General features: G+C 42.1%; 6 protein-coding genes and 6 pseudogenes. 6 read left to right on the top strand and 6 right to left on the bottom strand.

Features of this window, described 5'->3' with window-relative positions; translation table 11 throughout:
- Position 1: 1 nt before the first annotated feature.
- From TT11_RS10770 to TT11_RS10750, 4 genes and pseudogenes are all read right to left on the bottom strand, one after another.
- On the bottom strand, positions 2–871 hold the full coding sequence (locus TT11_RS10770; protein WP_261870452.1) for a transporter substrate-binding domain-containing protein: 870 nt from the start codon (positions 869–871) through the stop codon (positions 2–4).
- A gap of 354 nt (positions 872–1,225) precedes the next feature.
- Positions 1,226–2,400, bottom strand: a pseudogene (locus TT11_RS10765) (multidrug effflux MFS transporter).
- A gap of 438 nt (positions 2,401–2,838) precedes the next feature.
- Positions 2,839–3,651, bottom strand: a complete 813-nt coding sequence (locus TT11_RS10760; RefSeq protein WP_101204229.1) for a crotonase/enoyl-CoA hydratase family protein — start codon at positions 3,649–3,651, stop codon at positions 2,839–2,841.
- Positions 3,652–3,874: 223 nt separating this feature from the next.
- Positions 3,875–7,430: pseudogene (locus tag TT11_RS10750) on the bottom strand (ATP-binding protein).
- 665 nt (positions 7,431–8,095) lie between these two features.
- Between TT11_RS10750 and cysM the strand changes: the two are divergent.
- The 6 genes and pseudogenes from cysM (at position 8,096) to TT11_RS10720 (ending at position 16,339) form a co-directional block, all read left to right on the top strand.
- A pseudogene (gene cysM, locus TT11_RS10745) lies at positions 8,096–9,050 on the top strand (cysteine synthase CysM).
- A gap of 142 nt (positions 9,051–9,192) precedes the next feature.
- The gene (locus TT11_RS10740; RefSeq protein WP_160021514.1) at positions 9,193–10,017 is read left to right on the top strand and encodes a 3'-5' exonuclease; all 825 of its coding nucleotides are present in this window, start codon (positions 9,193–9,195) and stop codon (positions 10,015–10,017) included.
- A 61-nt stretch (positions 10,018–10,078) separates the two neighbouring features.
- Positions 10,079–11,651, top strand: a pseudogene (gene rlmD, locus TT11_RS10735) (23S rRNA (uracil(1939)-C(5))-methyltransferase RlmD).
- A gap of 422 nt (positions 11,652–12,073) precedes the next feature.
- Positions 12,074–14,610 (top strand): annotated as a pseudogene (locus TT11_RS10730) (bifunctional (p)ppGpp synthetase/guanosine-3',5'-bis(diphosphate) 3'-pyrophosphohydrolase).
- Positions 14,611–14,665: 55 nt separating this feature from the next.
- The gene (gene mutM / locus TT11_RS10725) at positions 14,666–15,607 is read left to right on the top strand and encodes a bifunctional DNA-formamidopyrimidine glycosylase/DNA-(apurinic or apyrimidinic site) lyase (RefSeq protein ID WP_134292618.1); all 942 of its coding nucleotides are present in this window, start codon (positions 14,666–14,668) and stop codon (positions 15,605–15,607) included.
- A gap of 345 nt (positions 15,608–15,952) precedes the next feature.
- Positions 15,953–16,339 (top strand): hypothetical protein, encoded by a 387-nt coding sequence (locus TT11_RS10720; RefSeq protein WP_261870451.1) that lies wholly within the window; start codon positions 15,953–15,955, stop codon positions 16,337–16,339.
- A 114-nt stretch (positions 16,340–16,453) separates the two neighbouring features.
- On the opposite strand, the gene mscL is transcribed toward TT11_RS10720, so the two are convergent.
- Positions 16,454–16,909: a large conductance mechanosensitive channel protein MscL gene (gene mscL / locus TT11_RS10715; RefSeq protein ID WP_261870450.1), complete on the bottom strand. Its 456-nt coding sequence runs from the start codon at positions 16,907–16,909 to the stop codon at positions 16,454–16,456.
- 279 nt (positions 16,910–17,188) lie between these two features.
- Positions 17,189–19,037, bottom strand: a pseudogene (gene typA / locus TT11_RS10710) (translational GTPase TypA).
- Positions 19,038–19,199: the final 162 nt, after the last annotated feature.

Here is a 19,199-nt window from a genome sequence, read left to right as displayed (position 1 = left end):
CTTAGTTCAATTGCTTAGTATTGGTGTCAGAGTCGCTCTTTTCAGTAGGGTCAGCTTCACCCAACCAGCGCGCCTCAATTTCTTTAAATGTCCCTTTTTCTTTTAGTTTGGCAATACCTTCATTAACCGTTTTGATAAGCTGAGTATTTTCTTTTGCCATGAGCACCACTTGTTGGGCTGAAGGCGCATCTGCAGCTTCATAGGGTACAATTTTCACTTTATGCTCAGGATAGCCTTTGACGATATATTGCAAGACTGGCATATCGTACAAGAAGACATCCGTATTACCTTGAACCAAATCCTGATACGCCAAAAATGCTGTAGGTCTCGAAATTAGCTCCACTGAACTACCCATCTCTTTTAGTGTGTCTTCTTCTTTAGAGCCTTCTAACGTACCTGCTCTTAGACCTTTTATATCGTTTAAGCCTTTTATATCGAACTTACCTTCCAAATACATGATAGTAGCTGGGTTGAAAAAGTATGGTGTTGATAGACCATATCTCACTGCCCGATCGTCTTTGTAAGAAATACCAGAAATCGCTAGATCACGCTTTCCTGTTTCGACGCTATCGAACATGTCTTGCCAAGTTTCTTTGTAAAACTCGACTTTGAACCCCTGCTCTTCACCAATAGCACGAATTGAATCAACATCAGTGCCCTGCATATTGCCATAGTCATCCTGGAATGAAAAAGGCGGCAAATCACCAGTCATGGCAACTTTCAATGTTGGCGCTGTATCAGGTAACTTACTCACAAAGCTATCTGTGTTTTCCTTTACTGGTGCGCTTGCACTTTCTTGAGTAGCGGAATTCCCACAGCCGAATAGGCCAACACTCAACAAAATCGGTAACGCTCGATATAACTGCTTCATAATCTATCCTTGAAACCTAACGTTGTTTTACATTTTAATTAATTGACAATCTAGCAAGGTTAAGCAATGTCTATACATATCCACTTACAGAAAGTTACGTTAGATAATACTTACCTAATTTTGCGATTGCAATAATTATGTTTGGTCATTATCTACGTTTAGTTATATATATAAAATACAGCATATAATTCGGAACAACTTATGTTTACTAAAGTCTAGTGACCTTGCTACTTAAAGTCTCTATGAGACTTGATCCTTAACTGAATAATTATTCAACACAGAAAAAAACACTTATACGCTGTGAACGTATAAGTGCTTTTTTTGAAATACTGTTAACTTAAAATAGAGGCGCTGTTACTCTGCGTCGTCCAAGTTGAGATTACGATCAATTTTCCAAATCAGGAAAGAACCGAAACTCATTAGTGAGAACAGGGCAATACCAACTTTGAGAACTGGGTTGACTGGAAACAGGTTCAATAATAAACCGCCAAAGATACCGACTGAAAACATTAGCGAACCTTGTAGCGCACTTGCCATACCAGCACGGCGTTTCTGAAAAGCGAGCGCAATTGCAGAAGCATTGGGCTGGGTCAGACCCAGTCCTGCGATACAAAAGAAAATACAAGCCAGCACTAGTGGCAACCAAGCGTCCGTCCCTAAAAGCAAGCCGATCACGAATAGCAGACCCGCAGAGATAACCTGCATCATTGCCCCAAAGCGCAGAATACTTAGTATTCGAAAGCGATTGGTAAGCCATTGGTTTAACTGAGTCAAACCTACAAAACCTGCCGCATTCATTCCGAACAACCAAGCGAAATGTGTTGCTGAGACGCATAAGTATCCATGATTAGCTCTGAAGCGGAGCTGATATAGACAAACATTGCTCCCATTAACAATCCACCACCAATTGCTGGATAGTTAAAGGTCGGGTCTTTTAATAAGTCCCAATATTGACTGAGCACTTCTCTTGCAGGGCGTACGTTACGGTTTTCTTCGGTCAAAGTTTCAAAAAAGAAAAACTTAGTAAGTAACAAATTAAGAGCGCCAAATGCAGCTAAAAACCAAAAGATAGAATGCCAATCAAAAAACTGTAAGAATAGCGCGCCAAGCGATGGTGCCAATATGGGTGCTAAGCCCATCACTAAAATCATGATGGAAAAAGCTTTTGCCGTTTGTTTGGCAGTGAGGCGATCTCGAATCGCAGCGCGAGTAACTACTGCACCGACGCACGCGCCCAACGCTTGTAGAGTACGGCCTGCAAAAAGCACGTACTCATTGTCAGTGGTCGCACAAAGGATAGAAGCGATAACGTATAACGTCATACCTATATATAAGGGTTTGACACGGCCAACACGGTCACTAAAAGGTCCGTAAAATAGCTGCCCAAATACCAAACCTAAAAAGTATGCAGGAACAGAGTTGGCCATAAATGCCGTTGAAACACCGAAATCATCGGCCATCGATGGCAGTGCTGGCAGATACATATCAATTGATAATGGCCCTACCGCAACCATCAGCCCAAGCATCATAATCCATGCAACAGGCAAATCAGCAGAGCGCACTCGCTCAGAAGCGATAGGTTTGTTTGGAAGAGAGGGTTTTGAAGCAGACATATTTAGACCGTTTTATATAGTGGCTATTATTTTTAATATTTTATTTTTCAACGTTTAATTGCTTGCACGTGTTATTAGGTAGGCTTTCGTCATTTTACTGGCTTATCCAGTAATCAAAATGAACACCTTTAACAACAATAGTGCATCTTTACCCACATCGGTGCAAGCAGACAATGCTATATCGTGCTATCTGCTTGCATTTCAATGGCTATAAGATATTGGCGAAACGACCGCTAACAATTAAAAATCGTCAAATAATTAATCAAAATATGTCTAGTTTTCTTAGGTAGCAATTTCTTTTATCAGAATGAATCAAACGAAAATAACACTAGAAAATTTACTGATAGCAAAAATTTAGCGGAATTGGCGTTTGCCAAATAAGGTGCTGGCCTGCTTTGCTTTTCTGAGGGCAAGCTTACGATTACGACCAAGCATCATTTTAAGCTGCCATGCTTTTTCTTTATATAAAGTCTTAGCAGGCTGATCGTACATCGCATTTATCACGCGTTTACTTGCTAGCACCGCATCAGGAGAGCGCTCTGCGAATTCGGCAGCAAGCTTTTGCGCTTGTTCAAGAGGCGCTTCACTACAATGACTAATCAAGCCTAACTCTTTGCCTTCATTAGCATCGATGATACGGGCGCTCATGGCGAGCTCTTTTAGAGTGTCTTCTCGTAGGACCCCAAATGCTGATTGGGTCAGTCCCATGTCTGGCACTAACCCCCACTTAGCTTCCATAATAGATAATTGACAATCAGGATGGCTGATACGTACGTCACAAGCCAATGCCAACTGTAGTCCAGCGCCGATACAATACCCTTCCAATACTGCTATGACGGGTACTGGCAGATCACGCCATACCAAGCACACCCGTTGGAACGCACTTTGCCATGGCTTGATCAGCTCCCAAAGCGCAAATGCTGTGTTCTTTGGATGATTTAAGTCTCCTAAGTCAATCCCTGCACAAAAAGTTCCTTCTGCCCCATTTAGAATGACTGCGCGTATGGTTCTGTCCTTGCTAATACGACCTGCCAGCTTAATCAGCTCATTGATTACCTGAAAGCTCATGGCATTTTTTTTATGTGGACGATTTAAGGTAACCGTCAGTATGTTGTCTGTAATACTAACTTGTAAGGTCTCATACTGGTAACTTGCAATCGCGTTCATAACAATCCTTATTAATGAATAAAACATATATGGTGCTAATATTCACAATATTAGCAGGCTTGTCTTTGTTGTACCGTAGTAATAACTGACTGCCACGATACTATAGTCAGTTTCATATACAGCAGACACAGAGTACCTAGTTGATAGCGATAAGCAAATCTAACAAGATTACCTATCGCTCTCTGAATCTGAATGATTTTGTCTGTTTTGCCTTACCGTCAACTTATATCATTTTCCATGTCATGTCATTTTCGCTCAAGCGATGATAATTAAGCTGAGGATAAGAAGATAAATCCACCTTTTGCAAGTTGTCTAGCGCCGTTAATAATGCCTCATAATAAGGCTCAATCATTGCAAATTGCACAGGTGTCGTATGCTGTACATTCAGCAAGCACTTATCTTCCAAATCTTGGCTAGCCTGACGCAGTTGCGGTACACCTGTATATCGACTACCACCCAGTATACGATGGGCAATTTGTGCCAGCATATTGCGGTCATGCGCTTCCCATGCCTGAATAAGCGCCTGCTTTTCATCATTGATAGTATCGATCATCATGATAATAAGCTTGGCCGCCAATTCAGGTTTGTTCGCTGAACGAGTGAGCGCATCTTGCCAATCTAAAATGTTTGAGGTATCACTTTTGCTTATATTGTTGTGGCTAAGGTCATTATTAATTTGCTCGTGTAAAGTCGTATTATCGTGAGCTGTTCTATCTTGAGGGCTTTGGTCTTGAAAGCTGTCGATAGACTTTGTTGGTGATTGTAGTAGTGGTGACTGACCTTGTTTTTGTAGACGTAAGCTCTCATAGCGCGGCTGAATATCACGCGCAGTATCTCGTCTATAGCCGTCACGAGGCTGGCTATCACGCAGATAGTCATCACGGATTTTTTTCAAGGATAATGGACGGGTAATTTTTGGCTCGCTACTGACAGAAGTACTATTACGATCTACCCCGTCTCCTCTTATTATTGGATAAGTAGCGGTTAATGTATTTGAAGATATATCTGAACTGGCTTGAGTCTCTTGCCCTTTTATATTATTAGAGAGCAAGTCGTTCGATAAATCATTATCATTAATTGAGTAACCGCGCAGCGAGTCAATAGGAGTTAACTCAGCCCTGTTGGGTCGATACTCTGTACATTAGCACCTTGTACATTAGCATCTTGTAAATTATCACTCTGCAAATCAGAATGCTGTAAGCCAAAGCTCTGCAAATCTGTATCAGGCAACGCGGTCAATTGTGGTGTAGTACTCTTACGACCAAGCCATTTCTGTAGCACCTGTAATAACTGAGGTTGGCTAATCGGTTTGCCAACATAGTCATTGATACCGCTGGCTATAAGTTTGTCACGTTCATCTGCCAACCCATGCGCGGTCAGAGCGATAATAGGGATACGACTATCCGCATTTTCGATATTTCGAATCTGCTTAGCTGCCTCATGTCCCGACATCCGCGGCATTTGAATATCCATAAAGATCAGATCAATATTATCTTTATCTTGCGTAGCCGCTTTATCATCAGCGCTCGTGTCCTCATGATAGAACGCGCTATTTGTTTTCTTATTTATCTCATCACGTGTTTCTGCTTTAGAAAGTTGCGTTTTATTCGATAGGCTTTGCTTATCGCTCTTGGCAGTTTTGATGTTTTTGGTTTGCTGTTTACTGATAATCTCGATAGCATCAAACCCACTGCTCGCAGTAACTACCTGAATCCCTAGCTCGCTCAATAGAGCATCAAGCACTAGTAAATTGGGCAAATGGTCATCAACTGCCAGTACCGTGACCCCTTTCCAGCGTGGTTCCTGAAGCTTTGCGGCGTACTACGGCTTTGCGTATCAAGCATCGCGTACAGCTGTCTTTTGTCTAATGGCTCATACAGTATGTTGGCATGATAGCGATTGAGTAGCGCTTGATCGGCAGCCACTTGATAGCCAAATACAGCAAGCTTACCTTGATAATGCAGACGAATTTGCTTGAGGAGCGCCATCATATCGTCTTGCGTGTCATCATCAACGATGACCCAATCCCAATAATTACCGTGCTCTTTTAGTGACTCAAGTACACCTGGTAATGAGTTGGCTTGAGTTAGCTTAATTGGCAAATACTGCAAGCTGGCCTTAAGCACTTGTATTGAAGCAGTATGATTGATCCAAACCAGTACATTAAATTCATCGGTCTCGCTTGCTAGTGGCGCTAATACTGGCAATTCAATCGTCTGTCCTGTGGCCGCCTCTAGCACGTCGACATGGGCTGGCATGCGAAACCAAAACGTTGCACCTTGGTTGGCAATATTCTCTTGCGCATTATCATGAAACCCAATATCACCGCCCATCAAGCGCGTCAACTGTTTGGAGATGACCAAACCTAACCCTGTACCACCATACTGACGCGTGATTGATGGATCGCCTTGGCTAAAGCTTTGGAACAGCATTTTTTGATCTGCCAGAGAAATACCTTTTCCGCTATCTTGCACACTAATCATCAGATAATTATCACGGTGGTCATCTAAGCTCACACGCACCACCACATCGCCACTATCCGTAAATTTAATGGCGTTACCAACGATATTGGTCAATACTTGCTTAAGACGTAACGCATCGCCATTGATACGCATCGGCACATCATTGTAAAACAGTACTGCCATGCGCAAACCCTTCTCCGCAGAGACAGGAGATAGCATATCGACCACATCATAAATGGTGTCATAGAGATCGAACTCATGGCGATCCAATACCAGCTTGCCTGCTTCAATTTTAGAAAAATCTAAGACATCATTTACCAAAGCAAGCAAATGTGCTGAGGACTTACGTATGGTCTGTACATACAAGTCCTGCTCAGGATTAAGCTCACCATGGCGTGCCAGCAGATTAATAAAGCCATCGATACTGTTCAATGGTGTACGCAGTTCATGACTGATATTGGCTAAAAACGCAGATTTTGCTTGGCTGGTTGAAATCGCTGCATCACGTGCATTTCGAATAGAGATGTTTTGCATCTCCATTTCATCAAATGCCAACCGTAAATCATCCTCAGTCTGCTCGGCATGGTCTTTGAGCTCTTGAAAGCTTCTATGCAAGCGGCGCAATGTTCTGACTAGATCTTGCTGCAATAGATTCAGTTCACCATCTGACTCAACGGGTACAGGTTGGTATAAATTATCGACATGGGTACGCTGCAACTGCAACCGCAGCTCATAAATGGGGGCAATCCAACGTTTCGAATAGATATTTAAGCTCAGTAGTAGAATCAAGATAGTAAACAAGCCAGTAATCACTAACGCCATCGCAATACGGTAGCGTGCAATATAAAGCGGCTCATTATCCATATCCACGAGCAACCACAATGTCTGCCCTTCAAACTCTCCCAATACACTGCCATACGCTGTGCCTACAGGCGTTGGGCGTTGTGATAAAAAGCTTGCAGAATCACTGATTAATGGCCATTCTTCATTGAGACCATAACCGACGGTTGCCAGTATTTGATTGCCTTCATTAATAATAGCAATGCGCTGTACATGCTGCTCAGACTGCATACGTCCAAGCTTATCTTGGATGCCCTCTAGCGTCGTCATCGCCGCTTGCTGGGTCCTCTCAGCACTACTCCCTACTTGCTGGCGCTCTTGTTCTAGCAGCTCAGGAATCAGTTCAGCTATGACTGGCGTATAGCGAATAAGTACCGCTTCGGCCAATACTTCTTGCTCAGAGTCGCTTGCACGCATGGTTTCGTGAAATACCAAAATGCCGCCTACTGCTGCCAACACACAGATAGGCAAAAACACCAGTATGATCAGCTGACCATAAGCACTACTGGTATCGAAACGTTTTTTTTATATGCCATGCTAGGTCTACTCTCTACTAGGTTCTTGCCATGAATTTTTGTGATAATGTCAGTATTCGTGTTACTTATAGCATGTCGTGTCAAAGCATTTGGGTAAGGCGCTACTTTTAATGAAGCCACTAATCGTTAATAAGGTCACTGGTTTTGATAAGACAATTGATATATAACTCAAGATTATCTTAACAGGATTTTATAAGTACTGGTTAAGCATTCCATGTGATGAATAACGTTATAATTAGAGTACCAACCACTCTGTGTTAAAGAGAATATGGCTTTAAGCGAACAGTCCCATTTTTGCAACCCTTAACGTAGCATTAGTACTGACCTGATACAGTGACTATTAATCCTTGATGCGATAAGCGCAGCTGAAAACAAAATGATATAATAAAGCCACTTTTTATTTACCACAATATATCGCTCATAGTCATAACATATGAGAGCGCACTCTAATGCCTTTCGTTTTTAGCTCGCTTATCACTGTAAACCTATAACCCAAGCGACTGTCTAAAATTATGATCAAACAATAAAAACAGCGCTTCCATCAAAAACAAGCCATTAAAAACATATTTAAAAAATAGAAAAGGATACTTTATGTCCACTACGGCCATGTCAAATGCTAACTTTATTACTCAAATCACTACCCTCGCTGATTGCGTTGGTCAAACGCCATTGGTGAAACTTCAACGCCTGCCTGAGCAAGAGCACATTGCCAATGGCGCCACAGTACTAGCTAAGCTTGAAGGTAATAATCCAGCGGGTTCCGTAAAAGATCGCCCCGCTTTTAATATGATTTATCAAGCAGAACAGCGCGGTGATATCAAGCCTGGCGATATGTTGATTGAACCACTAGTGGCAATACTGGTATTGCATTGGCCATGGTCGCTGCGATGCGTGGCTACCCAATAACATTGCTCATGCCAACCAACTCTACCCAAGAACGTAAAGATGCCATGATTGCTTATGGCGCAACGCTGATTGAAGTAGATGAAGGTATGGAAACTGCGCGTGACTTGGCATTGCAGATGCAAGCAGATGGCAAAGGGGTTGTATTGGATCAGTTTAATAATCCTGACAATAGCCAAGCACATTACCTGACTACAGGCCCTGAGCTATGGGCACAGACAGAAGGTAAAATTACGCATTTTATTAGCTCGATGGGCACGACAGGTACGATTACCGGTGTGTCACGTTATTTAAAAGAGCAAAATCCAGACGTCAAAATCATCGGCCTACAGCCTGACGAAGAAGCTTCGATTGCTGCATTCGCCGTTGGCCTGCTGCCTATATGCCAGGTATTTTTGATGCAGACTTGATTGATGAAGTGATGGATATCGATCAGCGTATTGCTGAAGTCTATATGCGTAAATTGGCGAAGACTGAAGGTATCTTTGCTGGAGTATCTTCGGGCGCAGCTGCGTGGGCAGCGACCCAAGTGGCAAAAGAAAATCCTAATGCTGTTATTGCTTTCATTGTTTGCGATCGTGGCGATCGTTATTTATCAACAGGTTTATATAACGTTGATGATAGTAATACGAACAACAGCAGCGCAGAAGTTAATTAATGCATAAGAAATACCATTTAGTATCGTTAATTTAAAAGAAGTGCAAAGCGGCCAAGTGCAGATGTAATACTTCAAGCAAGGTTAGCGCTGTTATTCTTTTATAATGAATTAACTATAAGCTCATAAATAGTCAGGATTATCTATGTCACAAGCGCTACCATCCGACCCTATATTGGTTTTTGATATCGAGACTGTTGCCGATGTCGATGCAGCACGCCGTATCTATCCGAAATTGGCCGATCTTAATGATGCAGATGCCTTAAGCGCGCTGACAGCCATACGTACGCAAGAGGCAGGGCATGACTTTATGCGCTTGCCACTACAGCGTATCGTCTGTATCTCAGCTCTGTATATCAAGGATGGTAAGTTATCGCTATTTTCTTTGACTGCCGATAAATTTAGTGAAAAAGAAATCCTAGCCAAATTCTTTAGAGCATTTACCGACATTGAGACACTGCCACAACTTATTAGTTGGAATGGCTCGGGCTTTGACATACCTGTACTGATATATCGTGCCATGCAATATGATTTGTCAGCACCATGGCTGTTCGAAGAAGGCGAGCGTATTAAAAACATGCGCTTTGATAACTATGTTAATCGCTTTCATACGCGTCATCTAGACTTGATGGATCGGTTTAGCCAGTACGGTGCTAGTCGCCGCGAAGCCATGGATATCGTCGCAAGTCTGTACGGATTACCTGGTAAAACTGATGTAGATGGTAGCATGGTCGGCGCGCTTGTTAGTAGCGGTGACTGGCAGACCCTATCTATATACTGTGAGTCTGATGTCATGAATACTTGGCTTATTTATTTACGCTGGTTACGTCTAACAGGACAGTTGTCTTCACAAGATTTTGATGCCTGGCAGCAGCAGAGCTATGACTATCTGGCAAAGTATACCCAAGCTGACGGTAGTCCGCGACATCAAGAGTTTATCGCTGACTGGTCATCTGCACCTGAATTATAGAATTCGCATTATTAGTAGTTTTTATTCCCCTCTTCTAGTTATTTATTATTAAGGCAGGTTTATGCAACCCACCGATTCAAAAACATCTACAGCATCTGATATGGCAGCGCAAAATAGTAACACTCAAGCGAATGAAGCTCAAACAAACGACACCCAAACGATTGTCATTCCGCCGAGTAAGAAAAAATCAAAGCCATCATCAAAGACACGTCGTCGTCTAAAAGATGCAGAGCCAATTCCATTCAATATAGATGGCTTATCACATGATGGTCGCGGTGTTGCTGTGTATGGTAATGGTTTTGACGTTGCTGAAGGTCATGCTGAAGACAAGCATGGCAAAAAGATCTTTGTTAGCTTTGCCCTACCCGGTGAGAGCGCCTTAGTAAAAATAACTAACAGCCGTGCTAGCTTTGAAGAAGGCGATGCCATTAGCATTACTGCCAACCCAAACCCTGAACGTGCTGTACCACCCTGCCCGCATTTCGGTACCTGCGGCGGTTGTAACTTGCAACATTGGCAACCAGATGGTCAAATAAACTTCAAGCAGTCAGTACTGGCTGAAATGCTAATGCACCAAGCCAACGCGGAACCTGACAATTGGCTCCCTCCTGTGGTCGGCGATCGTCTTGGTTATCGTACCAAAGCACGTTTGGGCGTGCGCTATGTTGTCAAAAAAAGAAACCGCACTTGTCGGCTTCCGCGAGCGTTCAAGTAACTTCTTAGCAGAGCTAAATGAGTGCCATATCTTGGATCCGCGTATTGGTTTCGAGATTGAAAACCTAAAAACACTTATTAGCACTTTAGAGAGCCGTGACAAGATTGCTCAGCTTGAGCTTGCAATGGGTGAGCAACTGCCAGAACTACCTGATGGCAATCAGCCAGTTGCGCTCATCGTACGTAATTTAGAACCGTTGTCAGACGCTGATATAGACAAACTAAAAGTATTTTTCGCAGCGCGTAATTGGCAATTGTATTTACAGTCGAAAGGCGTTGATAGCATCCAACGTATTGCGTTAACAGATGCTGATGATTTGAGCGAACAATTTGGTCGTTTATATTATCAATTGCCAGAGTATGATCTGACTTTTGAATTTATCCCTACTGACTTTACCCAAGTAAACTTATCGGTTAACCGTCAGATGACTAAGCTTGCCTGTGACTTGTTGGACTTAAAAGCAGGTGAAAGGGTACTAGATTTATTCAGTGGCTTGGGTAACTTTAGCTTACCACTAGCGCGCCTCGTTGGCGAGATAGGCTCAGTAGTCGGTGTCGAAGGCAGTGAAGCCATGACCGAACGTGCTGCTGACAACGCTCGTCGCAACGGTATCAACAATACTGAGTTTTATAGTCAAGATTTGACTCAAGACTGTACTGATAAGCCATGGGCCAACCAAGGCTTTGATGCACTGTTGATTGATCCGCCGCGCTCTGGTGCTTGGGAGATTATGCAATATTTGCCAAAATTTAATGCTGAGCGCATTGTTTATGTCTCTTGTAATCCAGCGACCCTTGCTCGTGATACAAAAGCATTGTTAGAACAAGGCTATCGTCTGACTCATGCTGGCGTGATGGATATGTTCTGCCATACGGGTCATGTTGAATCTATCGCTCGTTTCGAGAAGGTAGCGGTTTAACATTGTTAGTCTTCAAAAATGATAATAGTTAGTAACAACTGATAGTTGAACCTGATTAAAGAGACAATTAAGCGTTATTACAATTATCTAAGTTAACCCAAAGCTTTGATAAGTTTGTGCTAATAAATAGCCATTATTTAGCGTAATTGACCACAGCCATACAGAGGCTCGCTTGATTTGTCACTTTAAAATGAGATAATAGTAAACAATCTTCCTATGTTTTTGGTGATGTTTCCAATCGCTACATAGCAAGCATTTGCACTCATAGCTTTATATATTTTACGCGCATTTTATAGCTGCTAAAAATAACATTTTTAGCAGTTGTATTGGTTTATAGCTGACACTTTATGGATCATTAATTCAGAGTGTGTGCATAGTAGATGAGGTTATAATCAATTCAAAATAGCTAAGAGGAGTCGGCTATGGTAAAAATTCGTGAAGGATTACCGCTGGTGGATGGACAAACCACGCAGGCCGATAGTGCAACACTTGCGGCGCAACTGGTGGCGAGCCAACGCTCTCACCAGTCAGCAATAGCTATGCCCAAATTCCCCTCGACATCAAATACCAGTTGGCAACTCACAAGCTACATACTACTTTTGATCGCTCAGCCGCACACACTTATCATTTGCATGACCCTCACATTGAAGACGAGTATTTGGATGATACCAATGTGCTATCAAACGAAGAGCTTGAGGCGGTCGACTTAGACCAAGCCAATATTGACGTACCTACTTGGCTAGATAATGTGGCCAAGCGTATTGGACAAGAGTCAGTACCCAACCTAAGTGCAGCTTGCGAGTTTATTCGCAGTCATATGAACACCAGTGAATCTGAGCGTTCAGGCGCTTATGTGACCGGTATTGGTATGACTGATATTTTGACCTATCTTTATCAAGATGAAGAAGCATTGGTCGCGGCCATGCTGTATCGCAGTGCGCGCAAATCAATTATTAGTCTCGCTGAAGTGGAAAAAAACTTTGGTCCAGATATTTTGACGCTTGTTAAAGACACCCTTGCAATGGGTAAACTGTCGGAGATTATCGAGAGCAACAAGCGCTTAGAAGATCATTTCGTCAATAATCAGCGTGATCAGCTATCAAATATTTATAGCATGCTCATCTCTGTTACTAACGATGTGCGCGTGGTACTGATAAAACTGGCTGAACGTACTTTCGCCATGCGTGAATTGACGTTTTCTAGGCCAGAGCGTCAAACGCGTGTCGCACGTGAAGTCATGACTATTTATGCGCCATTAGCCCATCGTTTAGGTATTGCGCAGCTAAAATGGGAGCTTGAAGATTTAGCTTTCCGTTATCTCGCGCCTGATCGCTATAAAGAAATTGCTAAGCTGCTGTCAGAAAAACGTAGTGAACGTGAGTCCTATATTCAGCGCGTACAAGACAAATTAAATGAGTCATTAGCAGACGCCAGTATCGAAGGCGAAGTATCTGGGCGCGTCAAACATATCTACTCTATCTATCGAAAAATGAAGCTCAAAGGTTTATCGTTTGATCAGCTTTATGACATTCGCGCCTTACGTGTGTTGGTCAATAGCCCTTCTGACTGTTATCACGTTTTAGGATTAGTACACGGATTATGGCGTTACATTCCTGAGCAGTTTGATGACTATATTACTAACCCTAAGTCCAATGGTTATCGCTCGCTACATACTGCTGTAATTGCAGAAAACAAATCACTCGAAGTCCAGATTCGTACTCATGAGATGCATTTTGAGGCCGAGCTTGGCATGTGTGCGCACGTTAATTACAAAGAAGGGCTAAAGAACAAAAAAAGACAATTATCTGAATCAAAGAATCAGCTCACTACGCCAATTATTATCTATCAACAATGAGACACGTAATCAACCACGCTCAGCTGTGGTAGCGGGCGAAGAGATAGACGATATCGAGTTTGACGAAGAAGAACAACTTGTTGATTTTGATGAACTAGAACGTATTTATATCTTTAGCCGTGACGGTGATATTACTGAGCTACCAAAAGGCGCGACCGTTCTCGATTTTGCCTACTATGTGCATACTCAAGTTGGCAACCGTGCGCAGGCTGCTCGTGTCAATCAACGCTATGTGCCACTGACGTATCAGTGAAAACAGGTGAGCAAGTTGAGATTATTACTAAGGCATCGCGTGAGCCCAATCGTGATTGGTTGGTAGCCTCGTTAGGTTATATTCATACCAATCGCGCCCGTTCAAAACTGCGCCAGTGGTTCAATAAGCAAGACCGTGATAAGAATATTGAAATAGGTCGCCAAATGCTCAGTAAAGAGCTTGAGCGCCTATCTGTTCATCCTAATAGTATTGATCTGAACGACTATATTCAGCATTTTCATGTCAATACGACCGACGATATTATCGTGGGGCTAGTGACAGGTGATATTGGCCTTAATCAGTTAACCAGTCATATCTCTCGTCAGCTACACCTTGAACCTGAGATACCACCAGAGAGCTTTGTACCTCATGTAGATAACAGAGATACAGGTAAGCTCGATGCGTATAAAATCCATATCGATGGTTTGGATAATATCGAAATCAATTTGGCAGGTTGTTGTCATCCTGTGCATGGCGAACCGATAGCTGGCTACATCACTTTATCGCGTGGCGTTAGCGTGCATAATCGAGGCTGCCCAGAGTACTTACGTCTGGTCGAGCGTGACCCTGAGCGTAAGATAGAAGCCGCTTGGCAAGTGCAGACGGGGCGTTATCAGCCCGTTGATATTCATGTCGAAGCATATGACCGACGAGGTTTGCTACGTGATTTGACACAGATAATTGATAAAGAAAACGTCAATATTCGCCAAGTGCAAACGTTAAGTAATGACGACAATATTGCTTTTTTAAAGTTCCATATTGAAGTCTCAGGCTTAGCACATCTATCTAAGTTGCTCGCAAAATTAGAGCAGCAACATGGTATTTTGCACGCACGCCGTGCAGTCGTGTAAATAAAACCTTAAGCCAGTCGTTGTTTATTCCACAATAGAGTTGTCAAAAAATACTATGCCTGAATTACCTGAAGTAGAAACCACTAAAGCCAGTCTTGCTCCATTGTTGGGGCAACAGGTAGTTGATGTTAAAGTATTTCAACCAAAGCTGCGATGGATGATGCCAGATAACTTGGACGAGCTAGCTAATTACACATTAGAGAGTGTCGAGCGCCGAGCAAAGTATCTGATTCTTAATTTTCTGCCAGTAGATTCACAGAATAACGCTCCCATATCAGCCAGCAAAGTTGAACCACGTCAGCTTCTTATTCACTTAGGAATGTCAGGTAGCTTACAGCAACATAGCTATGGTACTGATAAGCGTAAACATGATCATCTGGTTGTCATCTTTAATGATGCTGATAATGAAAAGTCTCAGCTACACTACTATGATCCGAGACGTTTTGGTTCAGTACTATGGCATGAAGATTACGGCAATAAACTACTAGATCATCTAGGTCCTGAGCCGCTTTCAAAAGATTTTACCGCAGACTATTTGTACAATTTAATCCAGCGTATAGATTTATCTAGCCAAGATGGCAATGGGTCATCGACAGATAATACTAAAGCAAACAAACGACTAAAACCCATCTCCCGAGCGATTAAATCTGTCATCATGGAACAAGAAGTCGTGGTTGGGGTTGGCAATATCTATGCGACTGAAAGTCTGTACTTGTCCGGCATCCACCCTGCTACACCAGCCAATCAAATTTCATACGATCAGATTGTCATTTTAGTGAGTCATATTAAAGAAATTTTAAAGAAAGCGATAAAATTAGGCGGTTCGACACTACGGGATTTCACAGTAGCAAGTGGTCAAACTGGTTACTTTCAGCAAACCTTAAATGTGTATGGTAGACAAGGAGAGAGCTGTCTGCATTGTAGTACGACGCTAGAAAACATCAAGCTTACTGGTAGAGCCAGTGTTTATTGTCCAAATTGTCAGCCGTTAAAATAGCTAATAAATGATATCTATCTGCTTATGGTATATTTAGATTAAATGAAGCTAATATCTGGGCAGAGTATCTATTTTTAAAAGTATCAAATACTGCCAAAGCTATCACTAGATTATTCTCATTTTTGTTGCTTATTAGCGCACATCTTGCTTTAATAGTGCTAGCGCTTACATAAATAGTGCGTATCATTTATTTTTCTGTAATATTTAGCCTAACTATTGTTGCCGCAAGATTCCTGCGTGAAGATAGCAGCAGCCATTAATCATACTACTATGAGTTTCAGGATATCGTTATGACTGTTAAAGCAAAAACTCAACGCACAGTTAAGCAGAGATTTTTTTACTGTATTGGCAACTTTAGGATTGGTAGCTGCGACTATTCAACCTACTTTTGCAGCTATAGAAATTGATGAAACTGATTTCGGTCCTTCATATGAAACGATGGTAGTCGATACGATTGTTGGCAAACCACTTCAACTCGTTAATGCGGTAGCTGGAACAGCAGCTTATATCGTAAGCCTACCTTTCTCACTTATTGGTGGTAATGCAGATCAAGCACAGCAGAAGCTATTTGTTGAACCTTGGAATGCGATGGGACGTTGTTTAGGCTGCACAGTTGCAGAAGACAACTATTATAAATCTCAAGTCGTTGATAATAATGTGGTACGTATCGTTGTCGATCAACCATCAGAAATTCTAATTAATACCAATGATTATGTAGTGGTTACTCCGTAAAAGTTCTCTTTTAACGGAAACATCCAATATTTTATAAAAGATGATAGTAAATACTTTATAGAAAAAAAGGCTAACGAGAAGTTAGCCTTTTTTTATTGTCAGCGAGTTTATAATTTATTTCGTAATACTAGTATTACTTAATTTGGCACTGATTTCGCGCAGCAACTTCACTTCCTCTGATGGCTCTTCTACTGCTTCTTCTATAACTTCCTCTACCTCTTCAGCACGGCGCATTTTATTGACACCTCTCACCATCATAAAGATGATGAAAGCTAAGATTAGAAAGTTAATAAGTACGGTAATAAAACTACCGTAAGCCAATACAGGTACACCTGCCTCCTTGAGCGCATCATAAGTCATAGCAATACCATCAGGTGCATCGCCTAAAACTAAGAACATGTTTTCAAAATTAATCTCGCCGCCAAAAATAAAAGCGACAATCGGCATAATAATATCATCTACCAAAGATTTTGTGATGGTAGCAAAAGCCCCACCGATGATGACACCGACTGCCAAATCCATCACATTACCTTTGACAGCGAACTCTCTAAACTCTGAAACCATACTCATTGTTTTTTCCTCAAAATTTATCTATAAGCAAATAGATATTTATATAATAAGTGTCACATCTAGCTTTCATGTTAATAATTGAATACATTAATGCCACTATTCATTCTGTCTGTATTTTTCCAAGATTACAACACAAAAAAAGCAGTATAAAGTGAACCACTAATAGCTCACCTTATACTGCTCATTTTTGAATCACTCAGTGCCTGTAGAAACTACTGACACTAAGTGTTCGCGTCAAACATCAATACTATGAATTACTGAGTAACTCACTTATTGATATTAAGCACCTTTCTTACCACGGCCGTGACGCTTACGCTCACTTTCAGTTAAGTAGCGTTTACGAATACGTACCGCTTTTGGCGTTACTTCGACTAGCTCATCGTCTTGAATAAATTCAAGCGCTTGCTCAAGAGTGAACTTCACTGCTGGCGTCAACGTCAATGCTTCGTCAGTACCACTAGCACGTACGTTGGTTAGCTGTTTAGCAGTCGTTGGGTTAACAGTCATATCATCGTTACGAGAGTTAAGCCCAACAATCATACCTTCATAAACTTCAAGCTGTGGTTCAGCAAATAACTTACCACGTTTCTGTAGGTTAAACAGAGCAAAACCTAGCAAGTACCATTTGCCATAGAAACCAATACGCCGTTAGAACGACCACCAACATCACCGATCTTCTGTGGACCGTAATGTGAGAAGCTCGAGGTCATGATACCACTACCTGAAGTCAGGGTTAGGAACTCAGAACGGAAACCGATCAAGCCACGCGCTGGTATGGTTGCCTCAATACGCATACGGCCTTTACCGTCCAGCTCCATGTTAGTCATCTCGCCTTTGCGTAAACCAACTTGCTCCATGATAGAACCTTGATGCTCTTCTTCGATATCGAAGACAACGTTTTCATACGGCTCTTGTAGCTTACCATCAACTTCTTTAACGATAACTTCTGGACCAGAAACACCTAGCTCAAAACCTTCACGGCGCATGTTTTCGATAAGTACTGATAAATGAAGCTCACCACGGCCTGATACTTTAAATTTGTCAGGAGACTCAGTGTCTTCTACACGCAATGCTACGTTGTGAATCAATTCACGCTCAAGACGCTCACGAATGTTACGTGAAGTCACAAACTTACCTTCACGACCAGCAAATGGTGAATTATTTACTTGGAAGTTCATAGATACTGTAGGTTGATCTACCGTTAGTGCTGGTAGTGCTTCAACGTTGTTAGGATCACAAATAGTATCAGAGATGTTTAGTGCATCGATACCCGTGATACAAACGATATCACCTGCTTGTGCATCTTCAACGTCAATACGATCAAGACCATGGTAACCCATGATTTTTAGGATACGGCCGTTACGCGTCTTACCATGCTTATCAATGACAGTCACTGGCGTGTTAAGTTTAACTTTACCACGCTGAATACGGCCAATACCGATTACACCAACAAAGCTGTTGTAGTCAAGGCTTGAGATTTGCATACGGAACGGAGCGTCAGCATCAACCTGTGGAGGCTGAACAACGTCAACGATAGTTTGAACAATGGCGTCATATCATCAGCTAAATCATCTGCTTCTAGACCTGCAATACCGTTCAATGCTGAAGCATAAACAACTGGGAAATCAAGCTGCTCATCGTTTGCACCTAGGTTGTCAAACAAATCAAAGATTTGATCCATTACCCAATCAGGACGTGAGCCAGGACGATCGATTTTGTTAATAACAACGATCGGCTTTAGACCTTGTTCGAATGCTTTTTGCGTCACAAAACGAGTCTGAGGCATTGGGCCATCAACAGCGTCAACAACCAAAAGTACGCAATCAACCATAGACATTACACGCTCAACTTCACCACCGAAATCGGCGTGACCTGGGGTGTCAACAATGTTGATACGGTATTCAGTTTCTGAAGTTTTATCTGTCCAGCGGATAGCTGTGTTTTTAGCCAAAATGGTAATACCACGTTCTTGCTCAATATCACCTGAGTCCATTGCACGCTCAGCAATGTTTGCACGGTCGCCAAAAGTACCAGACTGATGTAATAACTTATCAACCAAAGTTGTCTTACCGTGGTCAACGTGGGCAATAATTGCAATGTTACGCAGGTGTTTGATATCGTTCGCCATATAAAATGCTCGTTTCGTCTTAAAAAAATGCAGTAGCAGTAAGCGCTGCTGAATAAACTTTCATCATCAATCAGATAGATATTGAATCTAAGATGACGCAAAAAAAGAATGCTATCAAATAAAAAAAGTTCAATACAATCAAATATCTATACTGACGAATTC

Origin of the sequence: Psychrobacter sp. JCM 18901 (assembly GCF_000586435.1) — a bacterium.
Taxonomy (GTDB): domain Bacteria; phylum Pseudomonadota; class Gammaproteobacteria; order Pseudomonadales; family Moraxellaceae; genus Psychrobacter.
The sequence above is the reverse complement of the archived record's forward strand: the minus strand, read 5'-3'. Positions and strand labels throughout refer to the sequence as shown.

What these genes read in the sequence shown, in the direction of transcription:
- TT11_RS10770 (WP_261870452.1), bottom strand. Translation starts at nt 871, where the DNA reads ATGAAGCAGTTATATCGAGCGTTACCGATTTTGTTGAGTGTTGGCCTA.
- TT11_RS10760 (WP_101204229.1), bottom strand. Translation starts at nt 3,651, where the DNA reads ATGAACGCGATTGCAAGTTACCAGTATGAGACCTTACAAGTTAGTATT.
- TT11_RS10740 (WP_160021514.1), top strand. Translation starts at nt 9,193, where the DNA reads ATGTCACAAGCGCTACCATCCGACCCTATATTGGTTTTTGATATCGAG.
- mutM (WP_134292618.1), top strand. Translation starts at nt 14,666, where the DNA reads ATGCCTGAATTACCTGAAGTAGAAACCACTAAAGCCAGTCTTGCTCCA.
- mscL (WP_261870450.1), bottom strand. Translation starts at nt 16,909, where the DNA reads ATGAGTATGGTTTCAGAGTTTAGAGAGTTCGCTGTCAAAGGTAATGTG.